Annotated in this window: 22 protein-coding genes, 2 tRNA genes, 1 pseudogene and 1 riboswitch; of the genes and pseudogenes, 13 read left to right on the top strand and 12 right to left on the bottom strand. The window is 70.3% G+C overall.

Annotated elements, in window-relative coordinates:
- Positions 1–358: 358 nt before the first annotated feature.
- The gene (alaS, locus tag QEZ54_RS06555; protein ID WP_281303535.1) at positions 359–1,657 is read right to left on the bottom strand and encodes an alanine--tRNA ligase; all 1,299 of its coding nucleotides are present in this window, start codon (positions 1,655–1,657) and stop codon (positions 359–361) included.
- 314 nt (positions 1,658–1,971) lie between these two features.
- Positions 1,972–3,375, bottom strand: coding sequence for a DNRLRE domain-containing protein (locus QEZ54_RS06550; RefSeq protein WP_281303534.1), 1,404 nt, complete (start codon positions 3,373–3,375; stop codon positions 1,972–1,974).
- 307 nt (positions 3,376–3,682) lie between these two features.
- Between QEZ54_RS06550 and QEZ54_RS06545 the strand changes: the two genes are divergently transcribed.
- The 5 genes from QEZ54_RS06545 to QEZ54_RS06525 all read left to right on the top strand — a co-directional run bounded on the left by QEZ54_RS06545 (position 3,683) and on the right by QEZ54_RS06525 (position 6,679).
- Positions 3,683–3,755 (top strand) — tRNA-Lys (locus tag QEZ54_RS06545).
- Positions 3,756–4,160: 405 nt separating this feature from the next.
- Entirely contained in the window at positions 4,161–4,490 is a 330-nt protein-coding gene (locus QEZ54_RS06540; RefSeq protein ID WP_281303533.1) for a YbaB/EbfC family nucleoid-associated protein, read from the top strand.
- A complete protein-coding gene (locus QEZ54_RS06535; protein WP_281303532.1) occupies positions 4,480–4,818 on the top strand; it encodes a type VII secretion target in 339 nt (112 codons plus the stop codon). Before QEZ54_RS06540 ends, QEZ54_RS06535 begins: the two co-directional genes overlap by 11 nt.
- Entirely contained in the window at positions 4,815–6,173 is a 1,359-nt protein-coding gene (locus tag QEZ54_RS06530; protein WP_281303531.1) for a WXG100 family type VII secretion target, read from the top strand. Before QEZ54_RS06535 ends, QEZ54_RS06530 begins: the two co-directional genes overlap by 4 nt.
- On the top strand, positions 6,170–6,679 hold the full coding sequence (locus QEZ54_RS06525) for a hypothetical protein (RefSeq protein ID WP_281303530.1): 510 nt from the start codon (positions 6,170–6,172) through the stop codon (positions 6,677–6,679). Before QEZ54_RS06530 ends, QEZ54_RS06525 begins: the two co-directional genes overlap by 4 nt.
- 288 nt (positions 6,680–6,967) lie before the next feature.
- Here the strand turns inward: QEZ54_RS06525 and QEZ54_RS06520 are convergent, their stop codons facing one another.
- Positions 6,968–7,516: a TetR/AcrR family transcriptional regulator gene (locus QEZ54_RS06520; RefSeq protein ID WP_281303529.1), complete on the bottom strand. Its 549-nt coding sequence runs from the start codon at positions 7,514–7,516 to the stop codon at positions 6,968–6,970.
- On the opposite strand from QEZ54_RS06520, the pseudogene QEZ54_RS06515 reads away from it, so the two are divergent.
- A pseudogene (locus tag QEZ54_RS06515) lies at positions 7,502–8,008 on the top strand (DUF3050 domain-containing protein); the annotation flags it as partial. The gene QEZ54_RS06520 and the pseudogene QEZ54_RS06515 sit on opposite strands and share 15 nt — an antisense overlap.
- 212 nt (positions 8,009–8,220) lie before the next feature.
- Here the strand turns inward: QEZ54_RS06515 and QEZ54_RS06510 are convergent.
- The gene (locus tag QEZ54_RS06510; protein ID WP_281303528.1) at positions 8,221–8,748 is read right to left on the bottom strand and encodes a topology modulation protein; all 528 of its coding nucleotides are present in this window, start codon (positions 8,746–8,748) and stop codon (positions 8,221–8,223) included.
- 94 nt (positions 8,749–8,842) lie between these two features.
- Positions 8,843–10,111, bottom strand: a complete 1,269-nt coding sequence (locus tag QEZ54_RS06505; RefSeq protein WP_281303527.1) for a pectate lyase — start codon at positions 10,109–10,111, stop codon at positions 8,843–8,845.
- 481 nt (positions 10,112–10,592) lie between these two features.
- Here QEZ54_RS06505 and QEZ54_RS06500 point away from each other — a divergent pair, with 481 nt between their 5' ends.
- On the top strand, positions 10,593–12,050 hold the full coding sequence (locus QEZ54_RS06500; protein ID WP_281303526.1) for an MDR family MFS transporter: 1,458 nt from the start codon (positions 10,593–10,595) through the stop codon (positions 12,048–12,050).
- A gap of 60 nt (positions 12,051–12,110) precedes the next feature.
- On the opposite strand, the gene QEZ54_RS06495 is transcribed toward QEZ54_RS06500, so the two are convergent.
- Entirely contained in the window at positions 12,111–13,106 is a 996-nt protein-coding gene (locus QEZ54_RS06495; protein WP_281303525.1) for a CHAP domain-containing protein, read from the bottom strand.
- A 275-nt stretch (positions 13,107–13,381) separates the two neighbouring features.
- On the opposite strand from QEZ54_RS06495, the gene QEZ54_RS06490 reads away from it, so the two are divergent.
- Complete coding sequence (locus tag QEZ54_RS06490; protein ID WP_281303524.1) at positions 13,382–13,648, top strand: hypothetical protein; 267 nt, start codon at positions 13,382–13,384, stop codon at positions 13,646–13,648.
- Between the two features lie 24 nt (positions 13,649–13,672).
- On the opposite strand, the gene QEZ54_RS06485 is transcribed toward QEZ54_RS06490, so the two are convergent.
- The gene (locus tag QEZ54_RS06485) at positions 13,673–14,803 is read right to left on the bottom strand and encodes a hypothetical protein (RefSeq protein ID WP_281303523.1); all 1,131 of its coding nucleotides are present in this window, start codon (positions 14,801–14,803) and stop codon (positions 13,673–13,675) included.
- Positions 14,804–14,906: 103 nt separating this feature from the next.
- Positions 14,907–15,965 (bottom strand): hypothetical protein, encoded by a 1,059-nt coding sequence (locus tag QEZ54_RS06480; RefSeq protein ID WP_281303522.1) that lies wholly within the window; start codon positions 15,963–15,965, stop codon positions 14,907–14,909.
- A 140-nt stretch (positions 15,966–16,105) separates the two neighbouring features.
- Here QEZ54_RS06480 and QEZ54_RS06475 point away from each other — a divergent pair, with 140 nt between their 5' ends.
- From QEZ54_RS06475 to QEZ54_RS06460, 4 genes are all read left to right on the top strand, one after another.
- A complete protein-coding gene (locus QEZ54_RS06475; RefSeq protein ID WP_281303521.1) occupies positions 16,106–16,498 on the top strand; it encodes a DUF488 family protein in 393 nt (130 codons plus the stop codon).
- A gap of 29 nt (positions 16,499–16,527) precedes the next feature.
- Positions 16,528–16,604, top strand: a riboswitch (S-adenosyl-L-homocysteine riboswitch).
- 103 nt (positions 16,605–16,707) lie between these two features.
- Positions 16,708–18,165, top strand: coding sequence for an adenosylhomocysteinase (gene ahcY, locus QEZ54_RS06470; RefSeq protein ID WP_281303520.1), 1,458 nt, complete (start codon positions 16,708–16,710; stop codon positions 18,163–18,165).
- Positions 18,166–18,314: 149 nt separating this feature from the next.
- The gene (locus QEZ54_RS06465) at positions 18,315–19,673 is read left to right on the top strand and encodes an Ig-like domain-containing protein (RefSeq protein ID WP_281303519.1); all 1,359 of its coding nucleotides are present in this window, start codon (positions 18,315–18,317) and stop codon (positions 19,671–19,673) included.
- 131 nt (positions 19,674–19,804) lie between these two features.
- Positions 19,805–21,127, top strand: a complete 1,323-nt coding sequence (locus tag QEZ54_RS06460) for an Ig-like domain-containing protein (RefSeq protein WP_281303518.1) — start codon at positions 19,805–19,807, stop codon at positions 21,125–21,127.
- A 48-nt stretch (positions 21,128–21,175) separates the two neighbouring features.
- On the opposite strand, the gene QEZ54_RS06455 is transcribed toward QEZ54_RS06460, so the two are convergent.
- Together QEZ54_RS06455 and orn are read right to left on the bottom strand one after the other, a co-directional pair.
- A tRNA-His gene (locus tag QEZ54_RS06455) sits at positions 21,176–21,251 on the bottom strand.
- A gap of 85 nt (positions 21,252–21,336) precedes the next feature.
- Complete coding sequence (gene orn / locus QEZ54_RS06450; RefSeq protein ID WP_281303517.1) at positions 21,337–21,951, bottom strand: oligoribonuclease; 615 nt, start codon at positions 21,949–21,951, stop codon at positions 21,337–21,339.
- A gap of 91 nt (positions 21,952–22,042) precedes the next feature.
- On the opposite strand from orn, the gene QEZ54_RS06445 reads away from it, so the two are divergent.
- Positions 22,043–23,281: a glycosyltransferase family 87 protein gene (locus QEZ54_RS06445; RefSeq protein WP_281303516.1), complete on the top strand. Its 1,239-nt coding sequence runs from the start codon at positions 22,043–22,045 to the stop codon at positions 23,279–23,281.
- A 136-nt stretch (positions 23,282–23,417) separates the two neighbouring features.
- Here the strand turns inward: QEZ54_RS06445 and QEZ54_RS06440 are convergent, their stop codons facing one another.
- Together QEZ54_RS06440 and QEZ54_RS06435 are read right to left on the bottom strand one after the other, a co-directional pair.
- Positions 23,418–25,082: a hypothetical protein gene (locus QEZ54_RS06440; RefSeq protein ID WP_281303515.1), complete on the bottom strand. Its 1,665-nt coding sequence runs from the start codon at positions 25,080–25,082 to the stop codon at positions 23,418–23,420.
- Positions 25,083–25,190: 108 nt separating this feature from the next.
- A complete protein-coding gene (locus tag QEZ54_RS06435) occupies positions 25,191–26,411 on the bottom strand; it encodes a hypothetical protein (protein WP_281303514.1) in 1,221 nt (406 codons plus the stop codon).
- Positions 26,412–26,520: the final 109 nt, after the last annotated feature.

The raw sequence follows: 26,520 nt of genomic DNA, 5'->3' as shown, positions 1-26,520 counted from the left end.
TGCCGTCCGGCTCATCGCCGCCGCAGGCTGCGAGCAGGAGCGCGCCGGCGCTGGCACCGGCGATACCCAGCAGCGATCTGCGGGAGAGGTGCGCGGTCATAGCCGTCCCTTCGAGGTGCGAGTCAGGTTCTCGGAGGCCGGAAACCGGTTCGGGCAGGTGCCGGAACCGGCCCCGAAAGTTTCTGCCACAGGCCGGTATTCTCGATTGTGGCGCGCACGTTACGGCCATGCGCCGCAGTAGGTCAAGGGCTGTCGCATGTCGACAGCTACGGATACCTACCGCGAGAATCCGCGCACCTTCCACCGATACTTTCCGGAAAATTGCCGGTAGCCCACCGTCGAAGGGAAGACGTGCGCGTCAGTGGCGCGCGAGTTGGGAGCGGCGGCGCTGCTCGTCCATGAGGCGGTCGAACTCGGTCCGGTCCAGCAGCAGGCCCGCCTCCGCCGCGATCTCCGCGGTCAGGTCGACCGGGAACCCGTGGCTGTCGTGCAGCTCGAACGCGACCGCCCCGGGCAGCTGCCCCGTCGCCCCGTCCAACGCCCGGTAGAGCAGGTGCATGCCGCGGCGCAGCGTACGCCCGAAGGACTGCTCCTCCCGCGTCACCACCTGCCCGATCAGCTCCCGCGCCGCCTCCAGCCGCGGCCACGCCGGGCCGGACGTGTCGACCACGGTGCCCGCCAGCTCGCCCAGCACCGGGCCGTCGACGCCGAGCTGGCGCGCGTGCCGCATCGCCCGGCGCAGCAGCCGCCGCAGCACGTACCCGCGGCCGTCGGTCGACGGCAGCACCCCGTCCGCGATGAGGAACGCCGCCGCGCGGACATGGTCGACCACCACCCGGTACGACACCTGCGTCCGCTCCCCCAGCGACGCGTAGTCGCCGCCGCTGAGCTGCTGCAGCCTGGTCAGGGTCGGCGCGAGCAGGTCGGTCTCGCACAGGTGGCGCACGTCCTGGAGCACCAGCGCCATCCGGTCCAGCCCCATGCCGGTGTCGACGTGGCGGCCGGGCAGCGGGCCGAGGATCGGGAAGTCCTCCTTGCCGTCGCCTTCGCCTCGCTCGTACTCCATGAAGACGAGGTTCCACAGCTCCAGGAACCGCTCGGTGTTCACCGCCGGGCCGCCGCCGGGCCCGAAGCCCTCCCCGCGGTCGTAGAAGATCTCGGTGTTGGGCCCGCACGGGCCCGGCCCGCTCATGGACCAGTAGTTGTCCGCCATGCCCAGGCGCTGGATGCGCTCGTCGGGCACGCCCACGCCGCGCCACAGGCGCGGTGACTCGTCGTCGTCGCGGTACACGGTGATCCACAGCCGGTCCGGATCCAGCCCGAAGCCGTCGGTGAGCAGCTGCCACGCCCACGCGATCGCCTCCGACCGGCCGTAGTCGCCGAACGCGAAGCTGCCCAGCATCTCGAACGAGGTCGCGTGCCGGGTGGTGTGCCCGACGTTGTCGATGTCCACGGTGCGTACGCAGCGCTGCCGCGACATCAGGCGCGGATGCTCCGGCACCCGGTCGCCGAGGAAGTACGGCTTGAACGGGACCATGCCCGCGCCGGTGAGCAGCAGCGACGGATCGTCGGGCACCAGCGACGCCGACGGCACCCGGTGGTGGCCGAGCCGCTGGAAGAAGTCGAGGAAGGTACGGCGGATGTCGTCGGAACGCATGATCGGCCTCGCAGTCGGAAAGGTCCGGTGCCGCGCTCGCAGAACCGGGCACAGCCCGGCCCTCGCCGCTGAGACGTCTGGGAGCGCGATGGGAGATGGCAGGCGGACACGCCGAGCGGGGCCGAGGGGTCAGGCGAGGACGCGGTCCCCGGACTCCTGCTCGGCGCGGCTAGCTCGCCGTCCCGACATCATCTGCGCTGTTCCGATCACTCGATCCGGCCAACGGAAGGCCGGTCCATCCATTAGTAGTCGCAGGTGGGGCCCGCGTCAACCGCTTTGGATGCGGGCCCGCGCGTAGCGGGCCCGCGCCGGCGTCAGTGGCAGCTGCCGGTGCCGCTGTCGTTGTACGTCTTGCCCGACTGCGGCACGAACTGCCAGTCGTAGCTGCTGGCGTGCAGCGTGAACTTCAGCACGCCGAACGTGTTGTTGTTGCGGGCCACGCTGTTCGGCTGGATCGTGCCGAAGCTGTACAGGCTCGCACCGCCCATGCCGGCGACGAAGGGGCGCAGGCCACGGGCGTTGTCGAGGGTGCCCGACGGGTTCATCGGCGCGAACCGCTCGTACTGGTGGTTGTGGCCGAACACGACCACCTCGGCGTTGTAGTCGTACAGCGCCTGGTAGAGCGGGCGGGTCGAGGTGGACGGGGCGTGGTTGGCGCCCGAGGTGAACAGCGGGTGGTGCCAGTAGGCCAGCGTGCACGCCTTGGTGCTGGCGGCCAGGTCGCCGCGCAGCCAGGTCTCCTGCGCCGAGCCCGCCGACATGCTGATGTTCGAGTTCAGCGACACGATGTGCCAGTTGCCCAGGTCGTACGAGTAGTATCCGCGACCCGACGGGCCGGCCACCGAGCCGAAGTAGTTGTAGTAGCCGGTCGCGCCGGAGGTGTTGTAGTCGTGGTTGCCGGGCGCCGGGCGGGTGCGCGCCTTGTGGCGGCCCCAGGTCGGGTCGTACAGCGAGCTGAACTCGGCGGCGGTGCCGCTGTCGTACACGTTGTCGCCGGTGGTGAAGACGGTGCCGGAGATCCCGTCGAGCAGCGCGGCCGTGGCCGTGTCCCCCGAACCCGTGGTGGCGATGTCACCCACGCCGACCAGGACCGGGTCGGCCGCGGCCGGGGCGCTGGCGGACGGGGTCGGCGACGGGGTGGTGCCGGTGGTGACCACGAGCTGCGGCGAGTCCGCGCCGCTCTCGCGCGAATCCCAGTACGCCCCGTCGGAGCTGGTCGAGCTCGCCCCGATGCTGAACGTGCCGTTGCCGGTCACCAGCGCGGTCACGTCCACCTCGTACCAGCTGTTGGCTGACACCGAGCCGAGGGTGCCCAGGGTGGCGCCGTCGAGCGCGGGCTGGTTGTTCCAGGTCGTGCCGGTCTCCGACCAAGTGGTGTTCGACATGGCCTTGAAGGTGCCGCCGTTGTCGCTGCCGCTGTTGCTCGAGCTGTGCCGCAGGCGCAGCTTCGCGGTGGTCACCGTGCCCGATACCCCCGAGACGGTGAAGCGCAGGAACAGCCGGCGGGTCGGCGAGCTGTCGACGTCGAGCTCGGTGGCGGTGCCGTAGTTGGTGGTGGCGGTGTCGCTCTGCACGTAGGTGTCGGCGACCGGGGTGAACGTCGTGACCGCCGCTGCCGCCGTGTTGGCGGAGGCGGTCAGCACGATCGTGACCGCGGCGACGATCAGCGTGAGCGCCGTACCGGCGGTCGCGGCCGCGCGGAGGTGTCGGGTGCCCATCACGTGGTCCCTTTCTGGGGGGGTGATGGCTGCTTGGTTGAACAGCCGACAGGGCAATCTAGGGACGCGGCGGGGCGGGCGGGACACATCGGGGTGAACACAGCGGTAGCTGGGGATGAGCTCTGCGGGTGGGGGCGATCTGGGCGCTCGATTTATCGACTATGAGTGATGTGAGGGGGTGCGGTGGGGCGGTTTTGAGGACGTTTGTGCGAATTTTTGTAGACGCCGGTCACATCGGGTCACGGGAGGGCCTAACCGATTGGAGATCCGCGGGAGGGCCATGCTAATGTTCTCCCGTTGCCAACGAGCGCCGCTAGCTCAACTGGCAGAGCAGCGGACTCTTAATCCGCGGGTTCGGGGTTCGAGTCCCTGGCGGCGCACGGCGATAGCCCCGCTTGACCTAGTCAAGCGGGGCTATCTCATGTCCGAAGGACCCTAACTCGTCGGACCGGCTGCGAAGATCACGGCCTTCAGTCGCAACACCAGGCACCCACGGCTGTACCTACCTGAGTTCCGTCGCCTGGGTGGCCAGGCCGGATGTCGCGCACGGACCTGGCATCGACGCACACAGGCTGCCAGGTATGTCCGACCTCCCATCCACTTCGATGCGCCCTCCGCCGACGGGCACGCCACCCGTCGCCGACGCCGGTCTCCGCTACTGACCTGGGTGGACGCACGACAGCCGGACCGGGACGGCAACTCGTCACCGGAAGTGAGCACCTTGTCACCGATGACCGTCACTTCTAGGCTGTCGGACGGAGTTCAGCCGTCGGGGAGGACGGGGAATGGACGTGTTCGGGCCGGATCTCGACTCCGTCGATCAGCGAGTGGGCGACTGGCAGTCGATGCTGGAGGAGCGTGCCCGCCGTGCCGCCGATCTCGCCGCTCAGACGCAGGACCTGGCGGTGGAGGCGTCCGTGCTGCGTGGCCTGGTCACCGCCACCGTCGACCAGAACGGCCAGCTCGTCGCGCTGAAGCTGCACGAGCGGGTGCGTGAGCTTCCAGCGGACCGCATCGCGTCGGCGGTGATCGAGGCGACCAGGGCAGCGCGCAACGCGCTCGGCGAGCATGTACGGCAACTCTCGGTCGAGGCGGGGTTCGGCGATGAGCAGTGACCGCCTTGCGGCACCGGCCACGGTCGCCCAGTTAGCGCAGATCCTGGATCACGCAGCGGCCGTCGCCGGCCTGGCCGACCGAGCCGAGCGTGCGTGCAGCGCGGCGCGCCACGTCACGATCGACGCTGAGGCGTATGGCGTGATCTGCGCAATTCTCCCACTCAGACTCATGCCGCTGCAGTCACGGATCGCGGCGACGATGCGTGCGGCAGCCGCGGACTTGCGTGGTCGCAGCGAAGCGTTGCAAGCGGCAGCCCTTACCTACGAAGGTACCGATCTCGCCGTATCCACACGGACTGCAACGGTTGCTGACGGGCGTCCAGAGTGAGCGACGGCGGCAATTCACTGGTCGCCGAGCGTGTCGACTCCACGACCTGGTTCTCTGGGATCGGGATCGCCGAATCCGTCGACATGATCGTCACTGGGGTCGAGGACGGCTCCTGGGTCGACGGCGTGCTCGGTGGGGTCGGCACCGTCGCCGAATCCGCAGTGTGGGTGCTCGACCCGGTGGGCGCGCTGGTGACCGCAGGCTTCGGGTGGTGTGTCGAGCACATCGAGCCGCTGTCGCAGGCGCTGGACTGGCTCGCCGGCGACCCGGACCAGGTCGCCGCCAATGCCCAGACCTGGCACAACGTCGCTGTTGAGCACGCCGGCATCGCCGACCTGTACAACCGTGCCGTCGCACACCAGATCCAGGACTGGGACGGGCCCGCCGCGACCGCCTACCGGCACCAGGCAAACGAGACCCTAAACCTGCTGGTGGGGCTGACCCGGGCTGCGGAGGGCATGAAGGCGATCGTCGCCATGAGCGGCTCTGTGGTGGCGCTGGTGCGTACGCTCGTGCGGGACCTGATCGGCGAACTGGTGTCGATTCTGCTCGCACGGCTTCCGCTGTGGACCGCCGAGACGGTCGGAACGCTCGGGATCGCGGCGCCGTACGTCGTCGCGCAGGTGACGGCGCTGGTCGCCAAGTGGGGCGCCCGCATCACCCGCCTGCTACGAGCACTGACCGCCAGCCTGCGCAACCTCATGCCCGCGTTACACGGCCTCGACGAGGCCATCGGAGCGATCACGGCTGTCCTCGTCCGTCGCGGTGGTGGTCTCCCACACTCGGGCTCCCCGGCACCGGAGATCCGCTGGGGCGGGGCGGGCTACGCCGATACACCGCAGACCGCGCGCGCCGGCGAACTGTACGAGAAGATTCGTGCTCGCACCGACGACGTCGACAGCATCGCCGACCTACTAGGCATTCCCAGGTACATCGTCGAGCGGGTCAAAAACCACGTCTTCGTTGAGACTCACGACGTTCCCGTTGACGGGCAGGTCGTCCACGGCCGCTTCGCCCCGATGGCGCACATCGCCGATTGGTGGGATAAGGCAGCCGCGGACAAGCTGCCGTTCTCGAAGGAAGTGTTCCTCAAACGGTTGCTCGTCCACGAGTACGTGGAGAGCCACCTCATGGCAGCCGGTATGCCTTATGTCAGCCTCGATGTGAGGGCCGCGACAGACAGCCTGGATCCGGTGCTCTTCGGCGCCCACCACCTCGCCCCGCGGGAGAGCGCGCTCATGTCCATGTTCGGGCACTGGGCTACGCTCGGCAAACAGGTGCCTGACATAGCCATGGCCGATGACCTGTCCAACATCGAGGAGATCCTGCAGATCGTGCTGAGGGAGATGCCGTGACGGTTCCGACAACGCCGGAGGCCTACGTCACTCGGCTCCGAGCTGTCAACTGGTCGGATGAGACCATGTACGCACGCAGGCGATCGCGGCAGGTGCTCATGCAGGAACACCTGCGGCGATCCGCCCAGTGGGCCGACCTGCTGCAGACCGACGCCTGGCCTTTCCCTGACCTGGCCGCAGCGGTCGACCCGACCATCCAAGCGGATCCGGCGCTGGTCAGCGAGGTCGAAGAACTAATCGGGGGCTCCGTAGCCGAGTATGTATGTCTCTACGCGCTCCGCTGGTACACGCTGCGTGCCCTTCCTGAAGTCGTTCTTCCCGACCTCCCCGACCCCTACGAGCCACTGCTCGCGTTCTTCGAACGTGGTGGCGATTTCACTCTCATCACCGGCCACGTAGACGTCGGATTGGCCCTCGTCCCCCGTTGGGACGTGTCCCGTTACCTGGCGGCCGAGCCGGAGGCCGACCTCGACCCGGCCACGCTGGACAAGCTTGACGGGCTGTGACCGCAGCCCTGCCGCACCAGCGAGCACACGGCCGTTACGGGGTTCCAGCCCGCCGAACGGCGGTCACCACCGGATCAGCCCTGAAGATCACGGCCTCCGGTCGCAACACCGCTCGCCCCTGGTTGTGTCTGCCCTGACCTCCGTCGCCAGGGTGGCTCGGTTCAGGCCGATGTCCAGCTCAGCGGAGCCGGCGACGGCCCAGTTCCAGTTGGGCGCGCATGACCTGGCGGGAGCGCAGCGGCGCCACGGCGAGCGGGTGGGCCGCGCTCGCCGTCAGGCCGTCGAGGGTTATGGCGAGGTAGCGGCGCGCCATGCGTTCGGGTCGATGGCGTGGGTGGCCTCGCTGATGCGGGCCTGGGCCCAGACGATGAAGGCGAAATCCTCCGCGGCGAGGTCGGGCCGCAGGGTTCCCTCCGCCTGGGCGCGTTCGACGATGCGGCCGCCGAGGTCGAAGGCGCGTTTGCCAGCGGCTTCGATGCCGTGCGCGTGCGGGAAGCGCATCGAGGCGATGTCGTTGAAGGCGAGGTCCCCGGCCTGCAGCTCGCAGGTGCGCTCCAGGAAGAAGACGAGCCCGTCCCAGGCTGATTCCATCGCCACGGCCGTTTCGGCGGCTTTGATCCAGGCCCGCTTCTTGTCGGCGATGACCGTGGCCACCAGATCCATCCGGGTCGGGCAGTGACGGTAGAGCGTGCCGATCGACACCTCGGCGCGGCGGGCGATGCCTTTCAGGGTGGCGTTGAGGCCTTCCGCCGCGAATGCGGCCTTGGCCGTGGAAAGCAAAGCCGTCCGGTTCCGGCGCGCGTCCTTACGAAGCGGTGGCGGGGGTTCATCAGCCACTTCGAGCTGTACCTCCAGGGCATGGCGCAGGCCGGTGCCGACACCTCGGTCATCGAGTCGTTCATCGACCTGATCCGGTCCGGTACACCGGTGTCCGAGGCCCTGCAGGCGGTCGCGGTGCCGGCCCCGTCGGCCGAGTTCGTCGACAGCACGTTCGCCTTCATCCAGACCCTGCCGCTGCACTGCCAGGCCGCCGCGTTCGCGTTCGGCCGCGAGGACTTCATCCCCGAGATGTTCCAGCAGGTCGTCGACGTCGACGAGGGCGTCGGCAACCTTGGCCACTTCGTCGACTACCTGCGCCGTCACATCCAGGTCGACGACGAGGAGCACACCCCGATGGCGATGCAGATGCTGGCCGACCTGTGCGGCGACGACCAGCAGAAGTGGCAGGAGTGCGCCACCGCGGTCACTTCCACGCTCAACGCGCGGGTGCGCCTGTGGGACGGGATCACCGCGGCGATCAAGGCGAACACGCCGGCCCTCGTAGGTTGACCGGCACCCGTGCAGGCGCGGTCGGTTGACAGGCCGCGAGCGTGCTTGACGGTGCATGGCGCGAGCCCCGCTTGATCAGGTCAAGCGGGGCTTGCGCATACCCGGGTGTCGCCACGTGGACGCACAAGCCAGGTGGTCGCCGTTCGAGGTCAGCACCTCGGCAAGAGGACCGGCACGGGGCATCGAGCACCGACGAGAGCCGGCGGGAGAGATCACGCGTTCCGCGCACCTCGGCGGTCGCTCGATACGCGGTTCAGGAAGTCGTCGGCCTCGCGGCGGCTGGCGAGCGTGATCGCACGAGCGTGCGACCCGTGCTCCGCGACCGCAGCCCGGACCCTCGGCCGCATGCTGCGGCGGTAACCGGCGACATAGCGTATGAAGCCCCAGGTGATGCGGTCGTAGACGCCGTCGCGCGGGTGCTGGCCGCCTCGGTAGCGCATACGGCGCTGGACGATGCCCCACAGGCAGGTGATGGCGGGCAGGTCGAGGAGGATGGCGGTGTCGGCGGCGGCGAGCCGGACCGGCAGCGTCGAGGCGTAGTTGCCTTCGATGATCCACCGGCCCTGGGCGGTGAGCCGCTGCTGCTCGGCTACGAAGTCCTCGTGGGGCAGCGGCCGCCAGTCCTCGTCGTAGTAGACGGCGTCGAGGTGGGTGAGCGGCAGGTCGAGAATCGCGGCGAGCTGCCGCGCGAGTGTCGACTTGCCGCTGCCGCCGTTGCCGATGACGACGATTCGCTCCACGGTTTGTCACCCTAGCCCGAGAGCCCAGAGCTCAGAGGGGTGCCCACCGGCCGGCGGGCACCCCTGGCGCGTACTCGGTCAGGCAGGGTGTGCCCTACCCGTACGTGATGTCGCTCTGCTTGACCTTGCAGTTGCTGTCGTTCCAGCCCGCGCCGAGGTACGTCGGCTCGCTGCCCTTCGGCACGCCGTTGTACCTGCCGCACACGGTGGCGCTGGAGCTGTTGAGCAGCCGGACGCGGGTGATGGTCGCGATGTCGCCCCAGTTGACGTTGATCCCGGCGACCATGTCGATGTCGTCCAGCAGAACGTTATCGATCTTGACATTGCGCTGGTACGAGCTGGAGCAGTTGCCGCAGGCGCGGTAGAGCTTTCCGGCGCCCTTCAGGTAGAAGCCGCTGATGCTCACGGTGCCGTTGCCGTTGTGCTGGAACACCTTGTCGCTGCCGGACCGGGCGCCGCCGCCGATGACGTACGACGTGCCGCCGCCGGTGCCCTTGAACGTGGCGGCGTCCTCGCCGATGTCGTTCCACCACACGTTCTTGAGCGTGCAGGTGCCCTCGCAGTGCACGCCGTCGCCGGCGGGCGAGCCGAGGATGACGTTCTGCAGCGTGGCGCCGTTGGCCAGCTTGAACATGGGGTCCTGGCTCTCACCCTGGCCGCCGTCGCCCATGCAGCAGTAGGTCTTCATGCCGCCGTCGAAGGTGCCGGAGACGCTGATCGTGCTGGAGATGCTGACCGAGCCGGCCGACGTCGGCCAGGTGGCGCTGGGGCCGCCGGTGCCGCCGGTCGGGGTGGGCGTCGGGTTGCCGCCGCTGCCCGCCTTGACGAGGCGGAACTGCTGGTTGGTGCCGTTGAGGTCCTGGAACTGCGAGATGCGGGCGCCGTCGGCCGACGACCACTCCCACACGTCGAGGGTCTTGGCGCTGTTGCGGTTCTTGAACCGGACCACGTTGCTGCCGTTGTCCAGCAGCGAGAACTGCTGGTAGTAGGCGGTGCTGCCGGCGCCGGCGTTCATCTGGACGGTGGCGCCGTCGTCGGTGCTGCCACCGGCGATCTCGACGACCTTGCCGCTGGCCTTCGACTTGAGGCGGTAGTAGCCGCCGCCCATGTCGAGGAACTGGAACTGCTGGTTGGACGCGGAGCTGTCCGGCGTGCGCTGGACGACCGCGCCGTTGCTGCCTTCGATCGCCTTGCCGCTGAACACGTTGACCAGCTGGTAGTAGGCGCTGAGGTCGATGGTGGCCGCCGACGCGGGCATCGTCGAGGCGAGGGCGACGCCGCCGACGACGGTCGCGACCGTGGTGATCGCCAGGGCCAGGCGCAGGCGGGGCCGCCGCGTCCGGACGGATGGGGACGGTTGCATGGGTTCCTCCCGTAGGGTCCGCCAAGGAGTCGGCTTGGCGGCGAGGATGAGGGAGCGTTCGGGACGGTGTGTAACCGGGTAAGCGCTTACCAAGCCGTACGGTAGGGCATGCGCTCAGACCGGTCAATAGGTCGGCCTCGATTCTGGGAGCGTTCCCGGAGTTTTGGCATTTCCTTTCGTACCTGGCTGACGGCTTCGGCTGCCGATGTGGCCCTGAGTGAGGAGCAGGAAGCAGGCAGTCGGCGAACCTGAACTCAGTTACTTTCAGTGATGGCCGCGAGGACACCGGTACGGCGGCGGGCGATCGCCGGAGCCGGTCCGCGACTCGGTGAAAATCGGGTGACGTCTGGCAGAACTTGTCGCAGTGTGGGTCACTGCGATGCGTTTTGTCGGAGGCTTCCGGCAGGCTTGGCAGGACCGCGATTCACAGCCAGGACCATCGAACATGACCGCCTGATCCTTCACGACCGATCGAGGTACCGTGTCCAGCCAAGTGCTCAACTCACCCGCCGAGTCCGCGACCAGGACCTCAGGTCGCACGCCGCCCGTGATCCGGCTGCTCGTGCTGGCCACGTTCATCGTGATCCTCAATGAGACGATCATGATCAACGCGATCCCGAACCTGATGGACGCGTTGCGGATCACCGAGCAGACCGCCCAGTGGCTCTCGACCGCCTTCATGCTCACCATGGCGGCGGTCATCCCGATCACCGGATGGTTCCTGCAGCGGGTGTCCACCCGCGGCGCCTACGCCACGGCGATGGGCCTGTTCCTGCTCGGCACCGCCTCGGCCATCGTCGCGCCGAGCTTCGAGATGCTGCTGGGCGCCCGCATCATCCAGGCCTCCGGCACGGCGGTGATGATGCCGCTGCTGATGACCACGCTGATGCACGTGGTGCCCGAGCACGACCGGGGCAAGGTGATGGGCAACGTCACCCTGGCCATCTCGGTCGCCCCGGCGATGGGCCCCGCGCTCTCCGGCGTCATCCTCAACTTCGGGTCGTGGCGCCTGCTGTTCGCCGTCGTGCTCCCCATCGCCGCGCTGATCACCTGGGGCGGCCTCAAGCAGCTCAAGAACGTCGGCGAGCCCGAGGCCGGCACCATCGACTGGCTCAGCGTGGTCCTGGCCACCCTCGGCTTCGGCGGCCTGGTCTACGGGCTCAGCCGGTTCCAGGGCCCCGACGCCGGCCTGGCCGCCGGGATCGTCGCGGTCGGCCTCCTCGCCATCACCGCGTTCGTCTTCCGCCAGCTGTCGCTGCAGAAGGCCGGATCGCCGCTGATGGATCTGCGGACACTCCAGCACCGCACGTACACGGTCGCGCTGATCCTGATGTCGGTCGCCTTCATGGCGATGCTCGGCTCGATGATCCTGCTGCCGCTGTACCTGCAGAACATCCGCGGCCTCAGCGCACTGGAGGCGGGGCTGCTGGTGATGCCGGGCAGCCTGGCCATGGGTCTGCTCGGACCGAGCGTGGGCCGCCTGTTCGACCGGTTCGGCGGCCGGGTGCTGGTGATTCCGGGCTCGATCGCGATCACCCTCGCGCTGGCCGGTCTCACCCAGGTCTCGATGACCACCCCGTTCTGGCTGATCCTCGGCATGCACGCCCTGCTGATGGTGGGTCTGGCCGCGACCTTCACGCCGGTCTTCACGCTGGGGCTCGGCGCGGTCCCGCCGCCGCTCTACTCCCACGGCAGCTCGATCCTGGGCACCCTGCAGCAGGTGGCGGCGGCCTTCGGCACCGCGCTGGTGGTCACGGTGATGAGCGCGCGAGCCGACTCGCTGAAGGAGGAGGGCGTCGCCGCCGCGGCCGCCACCCTCGACGGCATGCGGCTCGCCTTCGTCATCGGGGCGGCGCTGTCCGTCGCGGTCATCATCACGGCGCTGCTGCTGCCGGCCAGGGCGGAGAGCACCGCCGGGGGTATCGGACACGGCCACTGATCCGGCCCGCGGGGTCCCTCCGAAGGCTGGAGGGCCCCGCGGGCCGGACGATGGCGCGGGCTACGACCAGTCGACGCCGGTGAAGCCCATCAGGTCGCCGATCGCACCCACGCTGCTGTAGGTGTGCTGGCTGACCTTGTCCCCGGAGTTGCCCTCGTAGGTGACGATCTGCCCGTTGATGTTCGAGTACACGATGCCGATGTGGTCGGCTTCGCCGTTGTGGTCCCAGTCGTAGAGGATCGCGTCGCCCGGCAGCGGGGCGAACCCGTCGCCCTTCGGGTGCCACGGGCCGCCGTACGTGCGGAACGAGTCGGCCAGGCCGTTGATGCCGCCGCGGTCCACGCCGCCGACCTGCTTGTAGACCCAGTTGGCGAAGTCCGCGCACCACGGGCGGCCGCAGCGGCTGTAGCCGAGCGCCTCGCTGTACGGGTTGCAGTTGTCACCGGTCTCGGCGACGTTCTGCTGCGACTTCGCCTTCGCGGCGATGTCGTGCCGCCGCTGGCCGTGATCGTCGTTGAACACCGGGCTGCCGGTCAGCTGGTTCGCCGCCTTGTAGCCGAGGCCGTCGTTGTCGATGTCCCACTGGATGTAGCCGTCGACGCTCAGGTAGTAGCTCCAGTCCGGAGCGTCGTAGGCGCCGATGTCGCAGAACACGTACCCGCTCTTGCCGGTGCCGGCGTTGATCGCCGCGGTCACGTCGCAGGTCTTGGTAGTCAGCGGGTCGTCGTGGTTCTCCAGCCGGACCACGATCTTGAAGCCGTCGAACGGATGGGTCGGCTTGTCGAGGTCGCCGTCCTGCCAGTCGACCCAGATCTGCGACTTGAAGGTGCCGTTGCCCATCGACGTGATGCACGTCTTGACGTCGAGGTCCATGTCGCCGCCGTTGGGGAAGCCGACACCCGGGCTGTTGCCGGCGTGGGTGTAGTCGTTGCAGATCTGGTACGGGTCGGTCGGCGGCTCCTGGGCCTGTGCCGTCCCGGACACCGCGGCCGAGGCGAGCAGGGCGACGGCGACAGCGCCGGCCGCGCCCAGTACCCGTCGGGTGATCAGACGCATGGGGGTGGATCCCTTCGTTGGATCGGGGTGGCGATCGCGATCGGCGACCAGCCGAACGCGTACGGGACCATCGACTGCGAGGTCGCACCATGACGGTGTGAATCCGGCTGGATGCCGGTGTCTCACCTGGCTGCCCGTGCCAGGAGACGCTACGGTGATCGATCCGAATGGGAGTTCAACCGAAGATTGATCTTCTGCCTGCAACTTCGGCGGTAGCGCCGGACACGGCGTACCGCATGATGTTCGTCTTGTGAAACCCATAGATGGTTGTCGGCATGGACGGATCGACCGGATCGAACTGTCGGTGTAGACCGGGGCGGGGTTCGGTCATCCGGTCGGGTGGCATCCCGGTCGCCTACCGGCCTGCCGACCGGGATGATTACCGCATGCGCCCGTCCAGCCGAACCTCGATCGCGCTCGCCACCAGCAGCGCGGCCAAGGCCGAGATCGCCGCCGCAGGCCGGCCGCTGATCGTCGAGGACTCCGGCTTCGGCCTCGACGTCTATGCCGAGTTCGGGCGCTGGTACCGCCAGTCGGCATGAACACCGGCACCGGTGCCAGGTGTGCTACTGCGGATCCGTGACCTGCTGACCGGCCGGTGACTCCGGCTGGGCGGGTATGGCCGGGGCCTGCGCCGCGACCGGAGGGTCCGTCGCGACCGCGTCGGCTGCCCGCGTACCGGCCAGGCGCCGGTCGACGAGGTGGTTCACGACCATGTGGAGCAGGTTGGCGGTCAGGATCGTCGGGGCGATCACGGCCACGACTCCGGTGAACTGGATCTCCAGTGTCAGCGCCAGGATGATGGCGGTGATGCCGTGCTGCTGCGCGGCGGCCAGGTGCCACCGGTCGGCGCGGGGCATGCCGCGGGTCAGCGGCCAGGCGACCAGGGCCTGCGCGACGAACGCGACGGCACCCAGCGCGGCACCGGCCGCCAGGTCGATGCCGCCGACGAGCAGGACCCCCAGGGCCACGGCGGCGGCGTACATGGCGGACTCGGTGATGCGGGGCATCCACCGCTCCAGGGCGGCCGGGCGGGCGAACAGCCCGATCAGCGCCATGGCCAGCATCCACCCGGTGAACATGGCCGCCGCCGCGCACGCGGCCAGCAGCGCGTACTGCAGCCAGGGGCGGCTGCCGAGGCGGCGCCACAGCAGCCAGACCGCGACCGCCAGCCCGAGGTTGCCGCCGAGGTCCAGCAGGTAGTGCAGCGGCCATCGACCGCCGGTGGCCGCCGCGGTGCCGAGGCCGAACGCCGCCGCGACGGCGGCGGCGTACACCGTCAGGATGACGGTGACCGGGTCGTCGAACGAGGACCAGGCGGCGAGCACGGTACGCGCGCGGGTGCTCATCCGCGCGTCGCCCATCAGCGCGGCGACCGACAGCGGATCGATCTGCGCCACCGCCACGCCCAGCAGCAGGAACAGCGGATCGCGCCAGGCCAGCGCCAGCGCCCCGCCGATGATCAGTGCTTTGGCGACGACCCCGACGGTCACCGCCGACAGGATGATCCTCCTGTCGGCGCGGGCCTGGGCCAGGTCGATGCCGTAGGTGGCGCCGTACAGGCCGATGGCTAGCAGCAGGTAGGCGGCCCAGTGGTAGACGTCGGAGCGCGGCAGGGCCGCGGCGTCGACGTCGAGCACCGCGGCCGCGCCCAGTCCCGCCAGGACGAAGGCCGTGAGCAACGCGAGGCGCCGCATGGGTTCACCTTCCCGCCGCCGAACGGCGACTCGTCTCACCAGGTGACAGCAGCATCAGGGTACTGACGCGCGCCGCAATGCCGACCGCCGCGAACGGGTGACGTCAGCCGACGTCGCGGCGTGGCATAGGCACCACGTTGAGGGTGTCGACCGGGCCGGTCGGCCCGACCGGGTGCCCCCGGTTGGTTCGGCCGCAGTGCGGGCACAGGCGGTAGAAGTCGTCGTCCTCGTTCTTGCCGTGGGCCCGCAGGATCGCGTTGGCCAGGTCGGACAGCTTCCAGTCGGTCGGATCCACCTTGCGCTGGTCGAGCGTCACCCCGATGAGGAAGCCGAGGCCGGGCAGGTTGTAGTGGTAGATCGCGCCCTTCTCGACGTCGAGCACGACCCGCACCAGCAGGCCGGTCTCCAGGTCGTCCAGGCGGTCGCTGAGCTTGGTGATCAGATGGCGGATGTGCCGCCCGTGGCGCATGTAGTTGGTCCGCCGCTCGGCGGAGTCCCCGGTCGCCAGCAGCTCCAGCGCGTCGTCGTCGAACAGGTCGACGTAGAACTCGCAGTCGGCCTGCGGGGTGTACCAGGCGATGTAGTGCAGGTCGTCGACGCTGAGGAAGCCCTGGCTGATCGTGACGAGGGTGTTGCGGCCGCGCTGGTGCGTGGTGTCGTCGGTGGTCCAGACCGCCGAGGTGCGCTTGTTGACCGCCACGATCCTGGTCTTGCTGGTGCGGTCGGGCAGCGGGTTGTCCAGTTCGGCCACGGCGCGGCGGCGGCGCTCGCGCACCAGGTACACCCCGGAGGCGACCAACAGGACGCCCAGCGACGGCGACAGCGCGGTCACGATGATCTCCACGGTGCCCGACCAGCCGGTCATCGCGCGGATCTCGTCGTCCCAGATCACGGCGGTCACGCCGAGGGCGGACAGGACCACGCCCACCAGCAGTACGTAGTAGCCGACGATGATCTGCGGATACCACCAGGTGCGGCGGCGCAGGACGCCCAGCACGCCCGCCAGGACGATCAGGGTGCCGAGGATGATCGCCAGGCGGCGGAAGTCGTACTGCTCGCGCTTGACGACACCGATCGCGATCTCGAACGGGGCCGGGGTGACGAACAGGGCGATCAGCAGTTTGGTGTAGTCGTCGAGCTTGCGGGACCTGTGCGTGTTCATCAACGGGTTTCCTACCCTCCGACGCGGCACGGCAGCCTGCACATTCTGACAAGTCGATGCAACGCTATGAAGCGCTGACAGTACAGAGCGCATCGGTCGAACGGTCCGCATCGCGGCGGCCGCCGTGGTTGAGTGGACCCGTGCTGCGCACGAAGAGGGTGTACGACCCACCCGCCGCCGACGACGGGCTTCGCGTCCTGGTCGACCGCCTCTGGCCCCGCGGCCTGGCCAAGGAGGCCGCCCACGTGGACGAGTGGCTCAAGGACGTGACCCCCTCCACCGAGCTGCGCCAGTGGTACCACGCGGACCCGGAGGCCCGCCGGGCCGAGTTCGCCGACCGCTACCGGCGCGAACTCGACGGCCCGGCGCAGCAGGCCGCGCTCGGCACCCTGCGCGGGCGACTGCGCGCGGGGCCTGTCACCTTGCTCACCTCGGCCAAGGACGTCGCGCACAGTCACGTCCCGGTCCTGGTCAGCATGCTGGCGGCCGAGTCGGCACCGGTGCGCGAGGGTCGTCGTACGGCGAAATCGTGATAGTCTTCGTGAACGCGTTATGCGCGGTCGAGGTCGAGAGGCGCTGCGACGGGTGATCACCCGCCACGCTCGACCCGGCCTTCACTATCAAGGGCGCCTCCGATCGAGGAGGTGCCTTTTTTGTTTGCCATCACGCTGTGCCGTGCCGGTGACCGGCTCGCCTCCCGCTCGGGTCCGACAACCCGTTCACGTTTCATGGGAGAGGATTCATGAGCGCGAAACTGCAGCACGTCAACGGTGTCGACTTCGCCGTGGCGGACCTGTCGCTGGCCGAGGCCGGCCGGCACCAGATCCGCCTGGCCGAGCACGAGATGCCCGGCCTGATGGCGCTCCGCAAGGAGTACGCGCAGGCGCAGCCGCTGCGCGGGGCCCGGGTGGCGGGCTCGCTGCACATGACGGTGCAGACCGCGGTGCTGATCGAGACGCTGGTGTCGCTGGGTGCCGAGGTCCGCTGGGTGTCCTGCAACATCTTCTCGACGCAGGACGAGGCGGCGGCGGCCGTGGTCGTGGGCAAGGGCACGGTGGAGGCGCCGTCGGGCACTCCGGTTTTCGCCTGGAAGGGCGAGACGCTGGAGGAGTACTGGTGGTGCACCATGCAGCTGTTCGACTTCGGTGACGGCCGCGGCCCGAACATGATCGTCGACGACGGCGGCGACGTGACCCTGCTGCTGCACAAGGGCGTCGAGTTCGAGGCGGCGGGCGCCGTCCCGGCCCCGAGCGAGAACGACCACCACGAGTACCAGGTCATCCTGCAGACGCTGCGGGGCAGCCTGGAGGCCGACGCGAAGCGGTTCACCCGGATCGCGGCGGACGTGCGCGGTGTGTCCGAGGAGACCACGACCGGCGTCGAGCGGCTGTACCGGATGGCCAACGAGGGTCGCCTGCTGTTCCCGGCGATCAACGTCAACGACTCGGTGACGAAGTCGAAGTTCGACAACAAGTACGGCATCCGCCACTCGCTGGTCGACGGCATCAACCGGGGCACCGACGTGATGCTGGGCGGCAAGGTGGCCGTGGTCTGCGGCTTCGGCGACGTCGGCAAGGGCGCGGTGGAGTCGCTGCGCGGTCAGGGTGCCCGGGTGCTGGTCACCGAGATCGACCCGATCTGCGCGCTGCAGGCCGCGATGGAGGGCCTGCAGGTGGTCCGGCTGGACGACGTGGTCGGCCAGGCGGACCTGTTCATCACCACGACCGGCGGCGAGGACATCATCACCGCCGAGCACATGTCGAAGATGAAGCACAACGCGATCGTCGGCAACGTGGGCCACTTCGACACCGAGGTGGACATGGCGGGTCTGGCCAAGTGGCCGGGCGTCGAGAAGGTCGAGATCAAGCCGCAGGTGCACGAGTGGCGCTTCCCGGACGGGCACTCGGTCATCGTGCTGTCCGAGGGCCGCCTGCTGAACCTGGGCAACGCGACCGGCCACCCGAGCTTCGTGATGTCGGCGTCGTTCACCAACCAGGTGATCGCGCAGGTCGAGCTGTGGACCAAGCCGGGCGAGTACGAGAAGAAGGTCTACGTCCTGCCGAAGCTGCTGGACGAGAAGGTCGCGCGCCTGCACCTGGTGGCGCTGGGCGTGCAGCTGACCACGCTGACCAAGAAGCAGGCCGAGTACCTCGGCGTGGACGTGGACGGGCCGTACAAGTCCGAGCACTACCGCTACTGAGCCAGGCAGATCGGAGCCGGGAGCCGCGTCGCGGTTCCCGGCTTCGCTCGTTTACCGGCGAAACTTCCCGTATAGCGCCCCGGGGACGTTCGGCTACGGCAGGATGTGAAGCGGACATATCGCAGCTATTCCGGCGGGGTGGGTTGAACATGGGTGCACTGCGGGGGGTGGGCACCGCGGCGGCGGCACTGGCTCTGGCCGTACCGGTGCTGCTGAGCGGTTGTTCGGACGGTGAGCGCAAGCAGGCCGCGGCGCCGGTCGCGGCGCCGGCGCCGCCCCCGCTGACCCTGGTGGTCACGCCGGCCGCGCAGGCCCAGGACCTGCCGGCCAGCACCGAGATCGGGGTGGCCGTGGGCAACGCCTCGGTCCGCTCAGTCGTGCTGACCGGGCCCGACGGCAGGATCGTGCCGGGGCGGATGCGCGAGGACGGCACCGCCTGGGTGCCGGACCGGCCGCTGGCCTACGCCAGCCGCTACTCGGCGACGGTGGTCGCGACCGACGGGCGGCGCGCGGTGACGCAGTCGACCGACTTCCGCACCATGGCCGAGCCGCCGCGGCAGGTCGGCACGGGGCTGTACCTGTTCGACGGGCTGACCTACGGCGTGGCCATGCCGGTGGTGGTCGAGTTCTCCGAGGCGATCCCGGACAGCGCGCGGGCGGCGGTGGAGTCGCGGCTGTTCGTGACGACCCAGCCCGCGCAGCCGGGGGTGTGGCACTGGATGAGCTCGCGGCAGGTGACCTACCGGGCGCCGAAGTACTGGCAGCCGGGCACGGTGCTGACCGTGCGGGCGGCGCTGAAGGGCGCCCCGATGGGCGAGGGCCGCTTCGGCGACGACGACCGACGCGCGACCGCGAAGATCACCAAGGACAAGGTCGAACTCAAGGTCAAGAACTCGACCAAGCACATCCAGGTGTACCGCAACGACAAGCTGGTCAAGGAGATGCCGGTCAGCCTGGGCAAGTCGAGCACGCCCTCATCCAGCGGCACCATGGTGATCATGGACAAGCAGGAGTCCACGATCTTCGACACCACCCGCGAGCCGGGCGTGGACCACTACCGGGTCACCATCCAGTACGCCCAGCGGCTGACCTGGGGCGGCGAGTTCATCCACTCGGCCCCGTGGTCGGTGGGCGACCAGGGCCAGCGCAACGTCTCGCACGGCTGCCTGAACGTCTCGCCCGGCAACGCGGTCTGGCTGTTCGAGAACACGCACGTCGGCGACCCGGTCACGGTCAAGGGCACCGGCCACTCGCTCGAACCCGGCAACGGCTTCACCGCCTGGGATCTGAGCTGGAAGGACTTCATCAAGGGCAGCGCCCTGCCGGTCCCGGCCGCCCTGCAGCCCTCGGCCGTGGCGGCGGTCACTCCGAGCGCGAGCCCGGCCGCCACCCCGCAGGCCTCACCGGCCGCGGCCGGTCCGCAGCCGACCGACTCCGGCGAGGCCGACCCGGCCGATGAGGACGCAACGGCGCAGGAGGACGCTCCGGCTGACGAACCTGGGCAGTAGGGCGGACTTCCCCGCCGAGGTACGGTGGGAAGCCTCACGACAGGCAACTCATCCACCCGTCCCGCGCGTCATTGGGGCAGGATGGATGGGTCGCTTGTCCGTGATCCCCCTCGACCCTGGTGAGGAGTGCAATGCCCACCCCCGACCGCCTGACCCGGCTGCAGTTGAGCCGCCGGCGCGCGCTGACCGCACTCGGCCTGGCCGGTGCGGGTGCGGCCGGTGTGGCCAGCCTCGCCGCCTGCACCGGTGACGACGACCCCGTCTGGAACGGCTCCGGCGACGGCAAGCCGCAGGAGACGCCCCCGAAGGCGACCGTCGCCATCACCGGCCCGGCCGCCGACACCAAGAACGTGCCCGCCTCGGCGGAGATCGTGTTCACCGCCACCGACGCGGTGGAGACCAAGGTCGTGCTGGCCGACAAGGCCGGCACCGAGGTCCCGGGCGCGATGCACCCGGACGGCGCGGGCTGGCTGCCGGACAAGGCACTGGCCTACGGCGCGACCTACACGGCGACGGTGACCGCGACCGGCGACGACGGCAAGGCCGTCTCGGCCACCACCACCTTCACCACCATGGCCAAGCCCGGCAAGGTGGTCGGCGTCAGCAGCTTCCTGGCCGACGACGCCGTCATCGGCGTCGGCATGCCGCTGATCTTCCGGACCAGCCGGGCCGTCCCGAAGGCGCAGCGCGCGGCGTTCCAGCGGCGGCTGCTGGTGGAGACCCAGCCGCTGCAGGAAGGCATCTGGACCTGGTACAACGCGACCGAGCTGCACTGGCGGCCGCGCGAGTTCTGGCAGTCCGGCACCGAGATCCTCGTCAAGGTGCGCGCCGGCGGCCTGCCGCTGGGCGACGGCTACTTCGGCAAGCGCGACTCGACGCTGGTCTGCAAGGTCGGCCCGGACCTGGTGCTGAAGGTCAACGACAAGACCCACATGATGACCGTGGTCAAGGACGGCAAGTCGGTCAAGACGATCCCGGTCAGCCTGGGCCGTCCGACCATGCCGTCGTCCAGCGGCACGATGATCATCATCGAGAAGAAGTCGCACACCGTCTTCGACACCATGGACAATCCGGATCCGGCCAACCGCTACCGCACCGAGATCGACTTCGCGCAGCGGATGACCTGGGGCGGCGAGTTCATCCACGCCGCACCGTGGTCGGTGCAGCACCAGGGCAAGCGCAACGTGTCGCACGGCTGCGTCAACGTGTCGATGGCCAACGCCAAGTGGCTGTTCGAGAACACCCTGGTCGGCACCCCGGTGACCACCACCGGCACCCCGCGCAAGCTGGAGTACGGCAACGGCTGGACCGACTGGGACAAGCCGTGGGAGGAGTACGTGAAGGGCAGCGCGATCCCGTACGTGGCCCCCGCCGCCCCGACCCCGGACCCGTCGGCCACACCGGACCCCTCGGCGTCGCCGTCGGCGGAGCCGTCCGTGGCGCCGAGCGCCTGATCGGAGCAGCAGAAAGCCCCGGCGGGACAACCCGCCGGGGCTTCTTCGTGGGGTGATCGACGGGACTCGAACCCGCGACCCCCGGGACCACAACCCGGTGCTCTACCAGCTGAGCTACGACCACCATGTCCACCGCTGACCTCGCGATCGCGGCGACGGCTAATGATAGCCGGTCCCCCCGGCCTCCCGTCGAGTGGGTATGGGGAGTGTTACGGCAGGACCATCGTGGCGGCGATCCGCTTGGCCTCGTCGACGTCCGGACCGGGCTGCGGCACGAAGATCGCCTCGCGGTAGTACCGCAGCTCACGGATGCTCTCGCGGATGTCGGCCAGGGCCCGGTGCGCCAGACCCTTCTCCGGCTGCCCGAAGTACACCCGGGGGTACCAGCGGCGGCACAGCTCCTTCACCGACGACACGTCGATCATGCGGTAGTGCAGGTGCGCGTCGAGGCGGGGCATGTCGCGCACGATGAAGCCGCGGTCGGTGGCGATCGAGTTGCCGCACAGCGGCGCCGTACGCGGCTCGGTGACGTACTTGGAGATGTACTCCAGCACCATGTCCTCCGCCTGGGCGACGGTGACGGTGGAGGCGCGCACCGCTTCGGTCAGACCCGAGCGCTCGTGCATCTGCCTCACCACGTCGACCATGGCGTCGAGCTGGGCGTCCTCGGCGTGGATCACCACGTCGACGCCCTCGCCGAGCACGTTCAGCTCGGCGTCGGTGACCAGTGCCGCGATCTCGACGAGCGCGTCGCCACCCAGATTGAGGCCGGTCATCTCACAGTCGATCCACACGAGATGGTCGGCACTACGAAGATCTCCCACGGGCACAGCGTACGCCCGAATCCCCCACGGACCGGAGGCTGTCGCCGCTCCTGTCTGAAACGCTGTCGGCAGGCCGACTAGGGTTGCGGCCATGTCCACCTCACCGGCGCAGACCGCCGCGAACCGGGCCGGCGCGGCCACCGGGATCCGGGTCGCGATCGTGGTCGTCGTGGCCGCGGTCGCCGCGTTCGCGTTCCAGCGGCTGCGGGTCACCCACGACTTCTTCGATCTGAAGATCTACCTGTCGGCGGTGCGCTGGTGGGGCGACGGCAACGAGCTCTACGACTACGCCCAGCCCGACCGGGTGCAGGGCGCGCTGTACTTCACCTATCCGCCGTTCGCGGCGGCGCTGCTGTTCCCGTTCGGGCTGCTGCCGACGGGCGTGGTGGCGGCGCTGTTCACCGCGGGCACGGTCGCGGCGGTGCTGGTCACCACGTACTGGCTGGTGGCGCCGCTGGCGCGGCGGTGGCGGCAGCCGGCCTGGTTCGCGGTCGGGATCGCCGCGCCGCTGGTGCTGCTGATCGAGCCGCTGCGCGAGACGCTGACCTTCGGCCAGATCAACATGCTGCTGATCGTCCTGATCATGCTGGACCTGCTGGTGCTGGGTCCGCGCGGGTCGCGCTGGACTGGCGTCGGCATCGGCCTGGCCACCGCGATCAAGCTGATCCCGGGCCTGTTCATCGTGTACCTGCTGGTCACCCGGCAGTGGCGGGCCGCGGTGACGGCGGCGGTCACGGCCGCCGGGGCGACGCTGCTGGCCGCGGCGGTCGCGCCGCGCGCGTCGTGGCAGTTCTGGACCTCGGCGCTGTGGGACACCGCGCGGGTCGGGCGGCTGGACTACACCGGCAATCAGTCGCTGCAGGGCCTGCTGGCCCGGCTGGTCGCGCCGCACGAGCCGGCCAAGTGGGTATGGCTGCTGCTCGCGCTCGCCGTGCTCGCGTTCGGGCTGTGGCGCGCCGCCAAGGCCGGGCGCGCCGGGGACGTGGTGGCCGCGCTGGCCCTGACCGGCCTGCTGTCCGCCCTGATCAGCCCGATCACCTGGCCGCACCACCTGTACTGGTTCGTGCCCGCGGTGGTGGCCCTGGTCGCCGCCGGGCTGGACGCCGCCGGGGCGCGCCGCTGGGGCTGGCTGGCGTTCGCCGCCGCCGCGTACGCGGTGCCGCTGCTCGGGGTGGTGTCGCTGGTCGACTGGGGGGTGGCGGCGGTGCCGACGGACACTCCCGGCCTGTTCCTGGCCCGCAACGCCTACGTGCTGGCCGGCCTGGTGCTGGTGGCGTTCCTGCCGATCCGGGACAGATCATCGGATTATCTCAGGTCAAGGGCCGATTAGACATACTTGTCCGTTCTGACGGTTTTGGCGTACCGTGGAACGCATCGGGATCCGTCTCCCCCGGGACGGTCCCCAGTGGTGACACCGTTCCCCCGGTGAGAGCGGCCCGGACGCGCAGCGTCCGGGCCGCTCGTCGTCAGCGGGCCGACGGCGCGGGGCGCGGCGTCGCCGACAGGCAGTCCCAGCGCGGACTCGCGGGCGGCTCGGGCAGGCTCGCGGCCTGCGGCGGGGCACTCATGTCGAACAGGGTCCAGCCCAGCGGGTCGCTCGCGGTGATCGAGCCGTGCTCGGCCAGCTCGCGCACCACCCGGGCCCGGTAGTCGCCGACGTCGGAGGTGAGCTGGTTGCCGTGCAGGTACCAGACCCGGCCGCCACCGGCCAGCACCGCGTCGACCGTCACCGGGCGGCAGCGCTGCGGGTCGCCGCTCGGGCCCAGCTTGAGATAGGAGTCGACGCTCACGCCGTAGCGGGGGCCGTACCAGTCGACCGGCATCTCCAGCCAGTAGTAGGCCAGCACCACGTCACCCGGGCGCACCCGGGTCGCTACGTCGGAGATCAGGGCCCTGACCTGGGTACGCTCGATCGGGCTGCGCACCGCCTCGTACGCCGCCTCCCGGCTGGGCAGCAGGCCGACGGCCCAGCCGCCGCCCGCGCCGACGGCCAGCGCGACCACCGTCGCGACAGCCGCCCGGACCGCACCCGGCCGCAGCCCCCGGGCGGCGGCGAGCACCAGCCGCACCAGCCCGTCCAGCGCCGCCACGACCAGCAGCAGCGCGGGGGCGGTGAGGTACAGCGCGACCCGGTCCACCATCGGCATGCCCCGCACCGCAGCCCCGGCCAGCGCCATCACCAGCGGACTGGCCAGCAGCAGCGCCCACAGCACCCGCCCGCGCAGCACCAGGGCCACCACGCCGCCGACCACGAGCGCCAGCAGCACCCACGCGTTGGCCGCCCCGATCGGCTTGGCCGCGAACGCCGCCCACATCTGCGGCAGCCACTTCCAGATCCCGGGCAGCCCGCTGCCCTCCAGCGGCATGCCGCCGGTGAAGAACGTCTCCTGGCCGGAGATCATGTGCTGCATCTTGCGCAGCACCACCAGGCCGGCCGCCATCACCAGGGCCGGGACGGCCGCCAGCCACAGCCCGACCGCGTCCCGCCAGACCAGCTTCCACCAGCACCGCAGCGCCACCACCGCGAGCACCCCGACCAGCACCAGCAGCGCCGTGTAGCTGAGCGACAGCGCCGCGACCAGCACCACGGCGTAGACCGCGCGCCCTCGCCACGTCAGCGGTTCGCGCTGCTCGCGGCGGTGCAGGTAGTCGGCGCCCAGCAGCAGCAGGCCCAGCGCGACGGCCGACTCGACGGCGTACTGCTTCAGCTCGCTGGAGAAGTAGACGACCATCGGCGACGAGCCGACCAGCAGCACCGCCGCGGCCGCGGCCCAGTCCCCGATCGCGCGGCGCGCCACCGCGGCGGTGCCGACCAGCAGGGCGATGCCCGCGATCAGCGCGGGCAGGCGCAGCACCAGTTCGCTGTCGCTCAGCGACTGCAGGAAGTTCTCCACCTGCAGCCAGCCGATCGGCGCGACCTGCGAGTACTTGAGCCCGCGGCCCAGGTCGACCGGCCCGCGCTCCTTGAGGTTGATCGCGATGGCCAGCTCGTCGTTCCACAGCGCCCGGCCGTGCAGCCAGACCCGCAGCTGCACCGCCGCCAGGAGCAGGACGGCGAGCGCCGTCGCGATCCAGGCGGGCCGCCGGATCAGGGCTGACAGGTTGTCCGATGAACGCCGCCGTTCGAGCACGGCGCGAGTATGCCAGAGATCACGCCGCCCCGGCCGCCCCGTGATCACGTACCCGGTGGGCCCCGGCGACCGGCCCGGTCCGGTCTCAGCGGGCGGCTGGGTCCGGTCTCAGCGGGCGGCCAGGCGGTCCCGGTCCAGCCGCAGCGTGCAGGCGGGGCGCGGCAGGTACGGCACCGGCGGCAGCTGCTCGGTCACCACCTCGCGGACCGGCGCGGTGGCGGGCGGCTCGGCGGGGCGGCGCGGCGGCCAGACCAGGTCCGACGGCGCGGCCACCGGTGCGGGGCCGCCGTGCGCCCCCGCCCGGAACACGACCCCGGCGACCGGCGGCGCGCCCCGGTGCGGCAGGCCCGCCCAGGGCAGCTCGTCCGGCGCCACCGGCTGCAGCGGCAGCCGCGCGGTCCGCCCCGCCGACCCGGGCCACGCCTGCCCGGCCGCCCGCGGCTCGACGGCGCCGGGGCCGGGCATGGCCGCCGTCACCTCGGCGGCACGGTCCCGGGCCAGCCCCGGCACGATCGGCGCCGACCGCCTGTCGGCCGGTCCGCCGCCACCACCCCCGCTCGCGCCCCCGCTCCCGACCCGCACGAACTCCACCGTCGACACCCGGCTGGCGGGCAGCGCCCCGTTAAGAAGGGGCCCTTGTTCGTCGGAATGCGATGGGAAGGGGCCCTTCCTTTCGGAGCCGGGCCAGGCGAGGAGGACGAAGCCGAGGGTGAGGACGGCGATGGCGAAGATCAGCAGCCCCCACGAGGCGGTCCCCAGCCAGTCGGCGTGCAGGGCGGCCTCCAGCCGGGCGGTGTGGGGGCCGGCGGTGGCCGTACCGTCGCGCAGGACGATGACCAGCGCGACCCGGCGGCTGCGGTCCTCGCTCGGCCGCCACGACAGCGAGCCCAGCCCCTGCCGCTGCCAGATGCCCTGCGCCTGCGGGTCCCCCGGCTCGCCGCCCTGGGCGTCCACCCGGGCGGTGCGCACCGGCAGCACGCCCCGGCCCAGCTGCACCTGCGCGAGCTCGGTGTAGCGCACCCCGGCGAGGTAGGCCGCGACCTGGCCCGGCTCGGCCACGCCCAGGAACGCGGGGGTACCGCCGGAGCTGGCGCTCAGCCGCAGCGTGGTCTGCCCCACCCGGACGTACGGCGCGTCGCGGCGCAGCAGCGCGTCCAGGTCCGGCACGACCAGCACCCGGTCGGCGCGCTCGATCGGCGCGAGGTCGGCGTGGAAGGCCCCGTCCGGGCTCGGGTGGCGCATCACCCACCAGGCGGCCACCCCGGCGGCCGCGGCCGGGATCGCCACCAGCAGGGCGAGCAGGCCGACCATCCACCGCAGCGAGCGCATCCGCGTGTCCCTCCCGACCGGGCGGCCGCCGACGGACCTCCCGCGGGTAGGCGGGGGCGGCGCCGTTCCACCGGGGACAACGCGGGCCGGGCACCCGCAGATGCGGGGC

Origin of the sequence: Catellatospora sp. KI3 (assembly GCF_029948125.1) — a bacterium.
Classification (GTDB): Bacteria; Actinomycetota; Actinomycetes; order Mycobacteriales; family Micromonosporaceae; genus Catellatospora.
Note: the sequence above shows the minus strand (reverse complement) of the source record. Positions and strands in the feature narration are given on the sequence as shown.

Coding starts and splice junctions, on each gene's coding strand:
- QEZ54_RS06460 (WP_281303518.1), top strand. CDS start 19,805: ATGCCCACCCCCGACCGCCTGACCCGGCTGCAGTTGAGCCGCCGGCGC.
- alaS (WP_281303535.1), bottom strand. CDS start 1,657: ATGCGTTCCGACGACATCCGCCGTACCTTCCTCGACTTCTTCCAGCGG.
- QEZ54_RS06535 (WP_281303532.1), top strand. CDS start 4,480: ATGAGCAGTGACCGCCTTGCGGCACCGGCCACGGTCGCCCAGTTAGCG.
- QEZ54_RS06480 (WP_281303522.1), bottom strand. CDS start 15,965: ATGAACACGCACAGGTCCCGCAAGCTCGACGACTACACCAAACTGCTG.
- QEZ54_RS06435 (WP_281303514.1), bottom strand. CDS start 26,411: ATGCGCTCGCTGCGGTGGATGGTCGGCCTGCTCGCCCTGCTGGTGGCG.
- QEZ54_RS06485 (WP_281303523.1), bottom strand. CDS start 14,803: ATGCGGCGCCTCGCGTTGCTCACGGCCTTCGTCCTGGCGGGACTGGGC.
- ahcY (WP_281303520.1), top strand. CDS start 16,708: ATGAGCGCGAAACTGCAGCACGTCAACGGTGTCGACTTCGCCGTGGCG.
- QEZ54_RS06495 (WP_281303525.1), bottom strand. CDS start 13,106: ATGCGTCTGATCACCCGACGGGTACTGGGCGCGGCCGGCGCTGTCGCC.
- QEZ54_RS06490 (WP_281303524.1), top strand. CDS start 13,382: ATGGACGGATCGACCGGATCGAACTGTCGGTGTAGACCGGGGCGGGGT.
- QEZ54_RS06445 (WP_281303516.1), top strand. CDS start 22,043: ATGTCCACCTCACCGGCGCAGACCGCCGCGAACCGGGCCGGCGCGGCC.
- QEZ54_RS06550 (WP_281303534.1), bottom strand. CDS start 3,375: ATGGGCACCCGACACCTCCGCGCGGCCGCGACCGCCGGTACGGCGCTC.
- QEZ54_RS06465 (WP_281303519.1), top strand. CDS start 18,315: ATGGGTGCACTGCGGGGGGTGGGCACCGCGGCGGCGGCACTGGCTCTG.
- QEZ54_RS06505 (WP_281303527.1), bottom strand. CDS start 10,111: ATGCAACCGTCCCCATCCGTCCGGACGCGGCGGCCCCGCCTGCGCCTG.
- QEZ54_RS06540 (WP_281303533.1), top strand. CDS start 4,161: ATGGACGTGTTCGGGCCGGATCTCGACTCCGTCGATCAGCGAGTGGGC.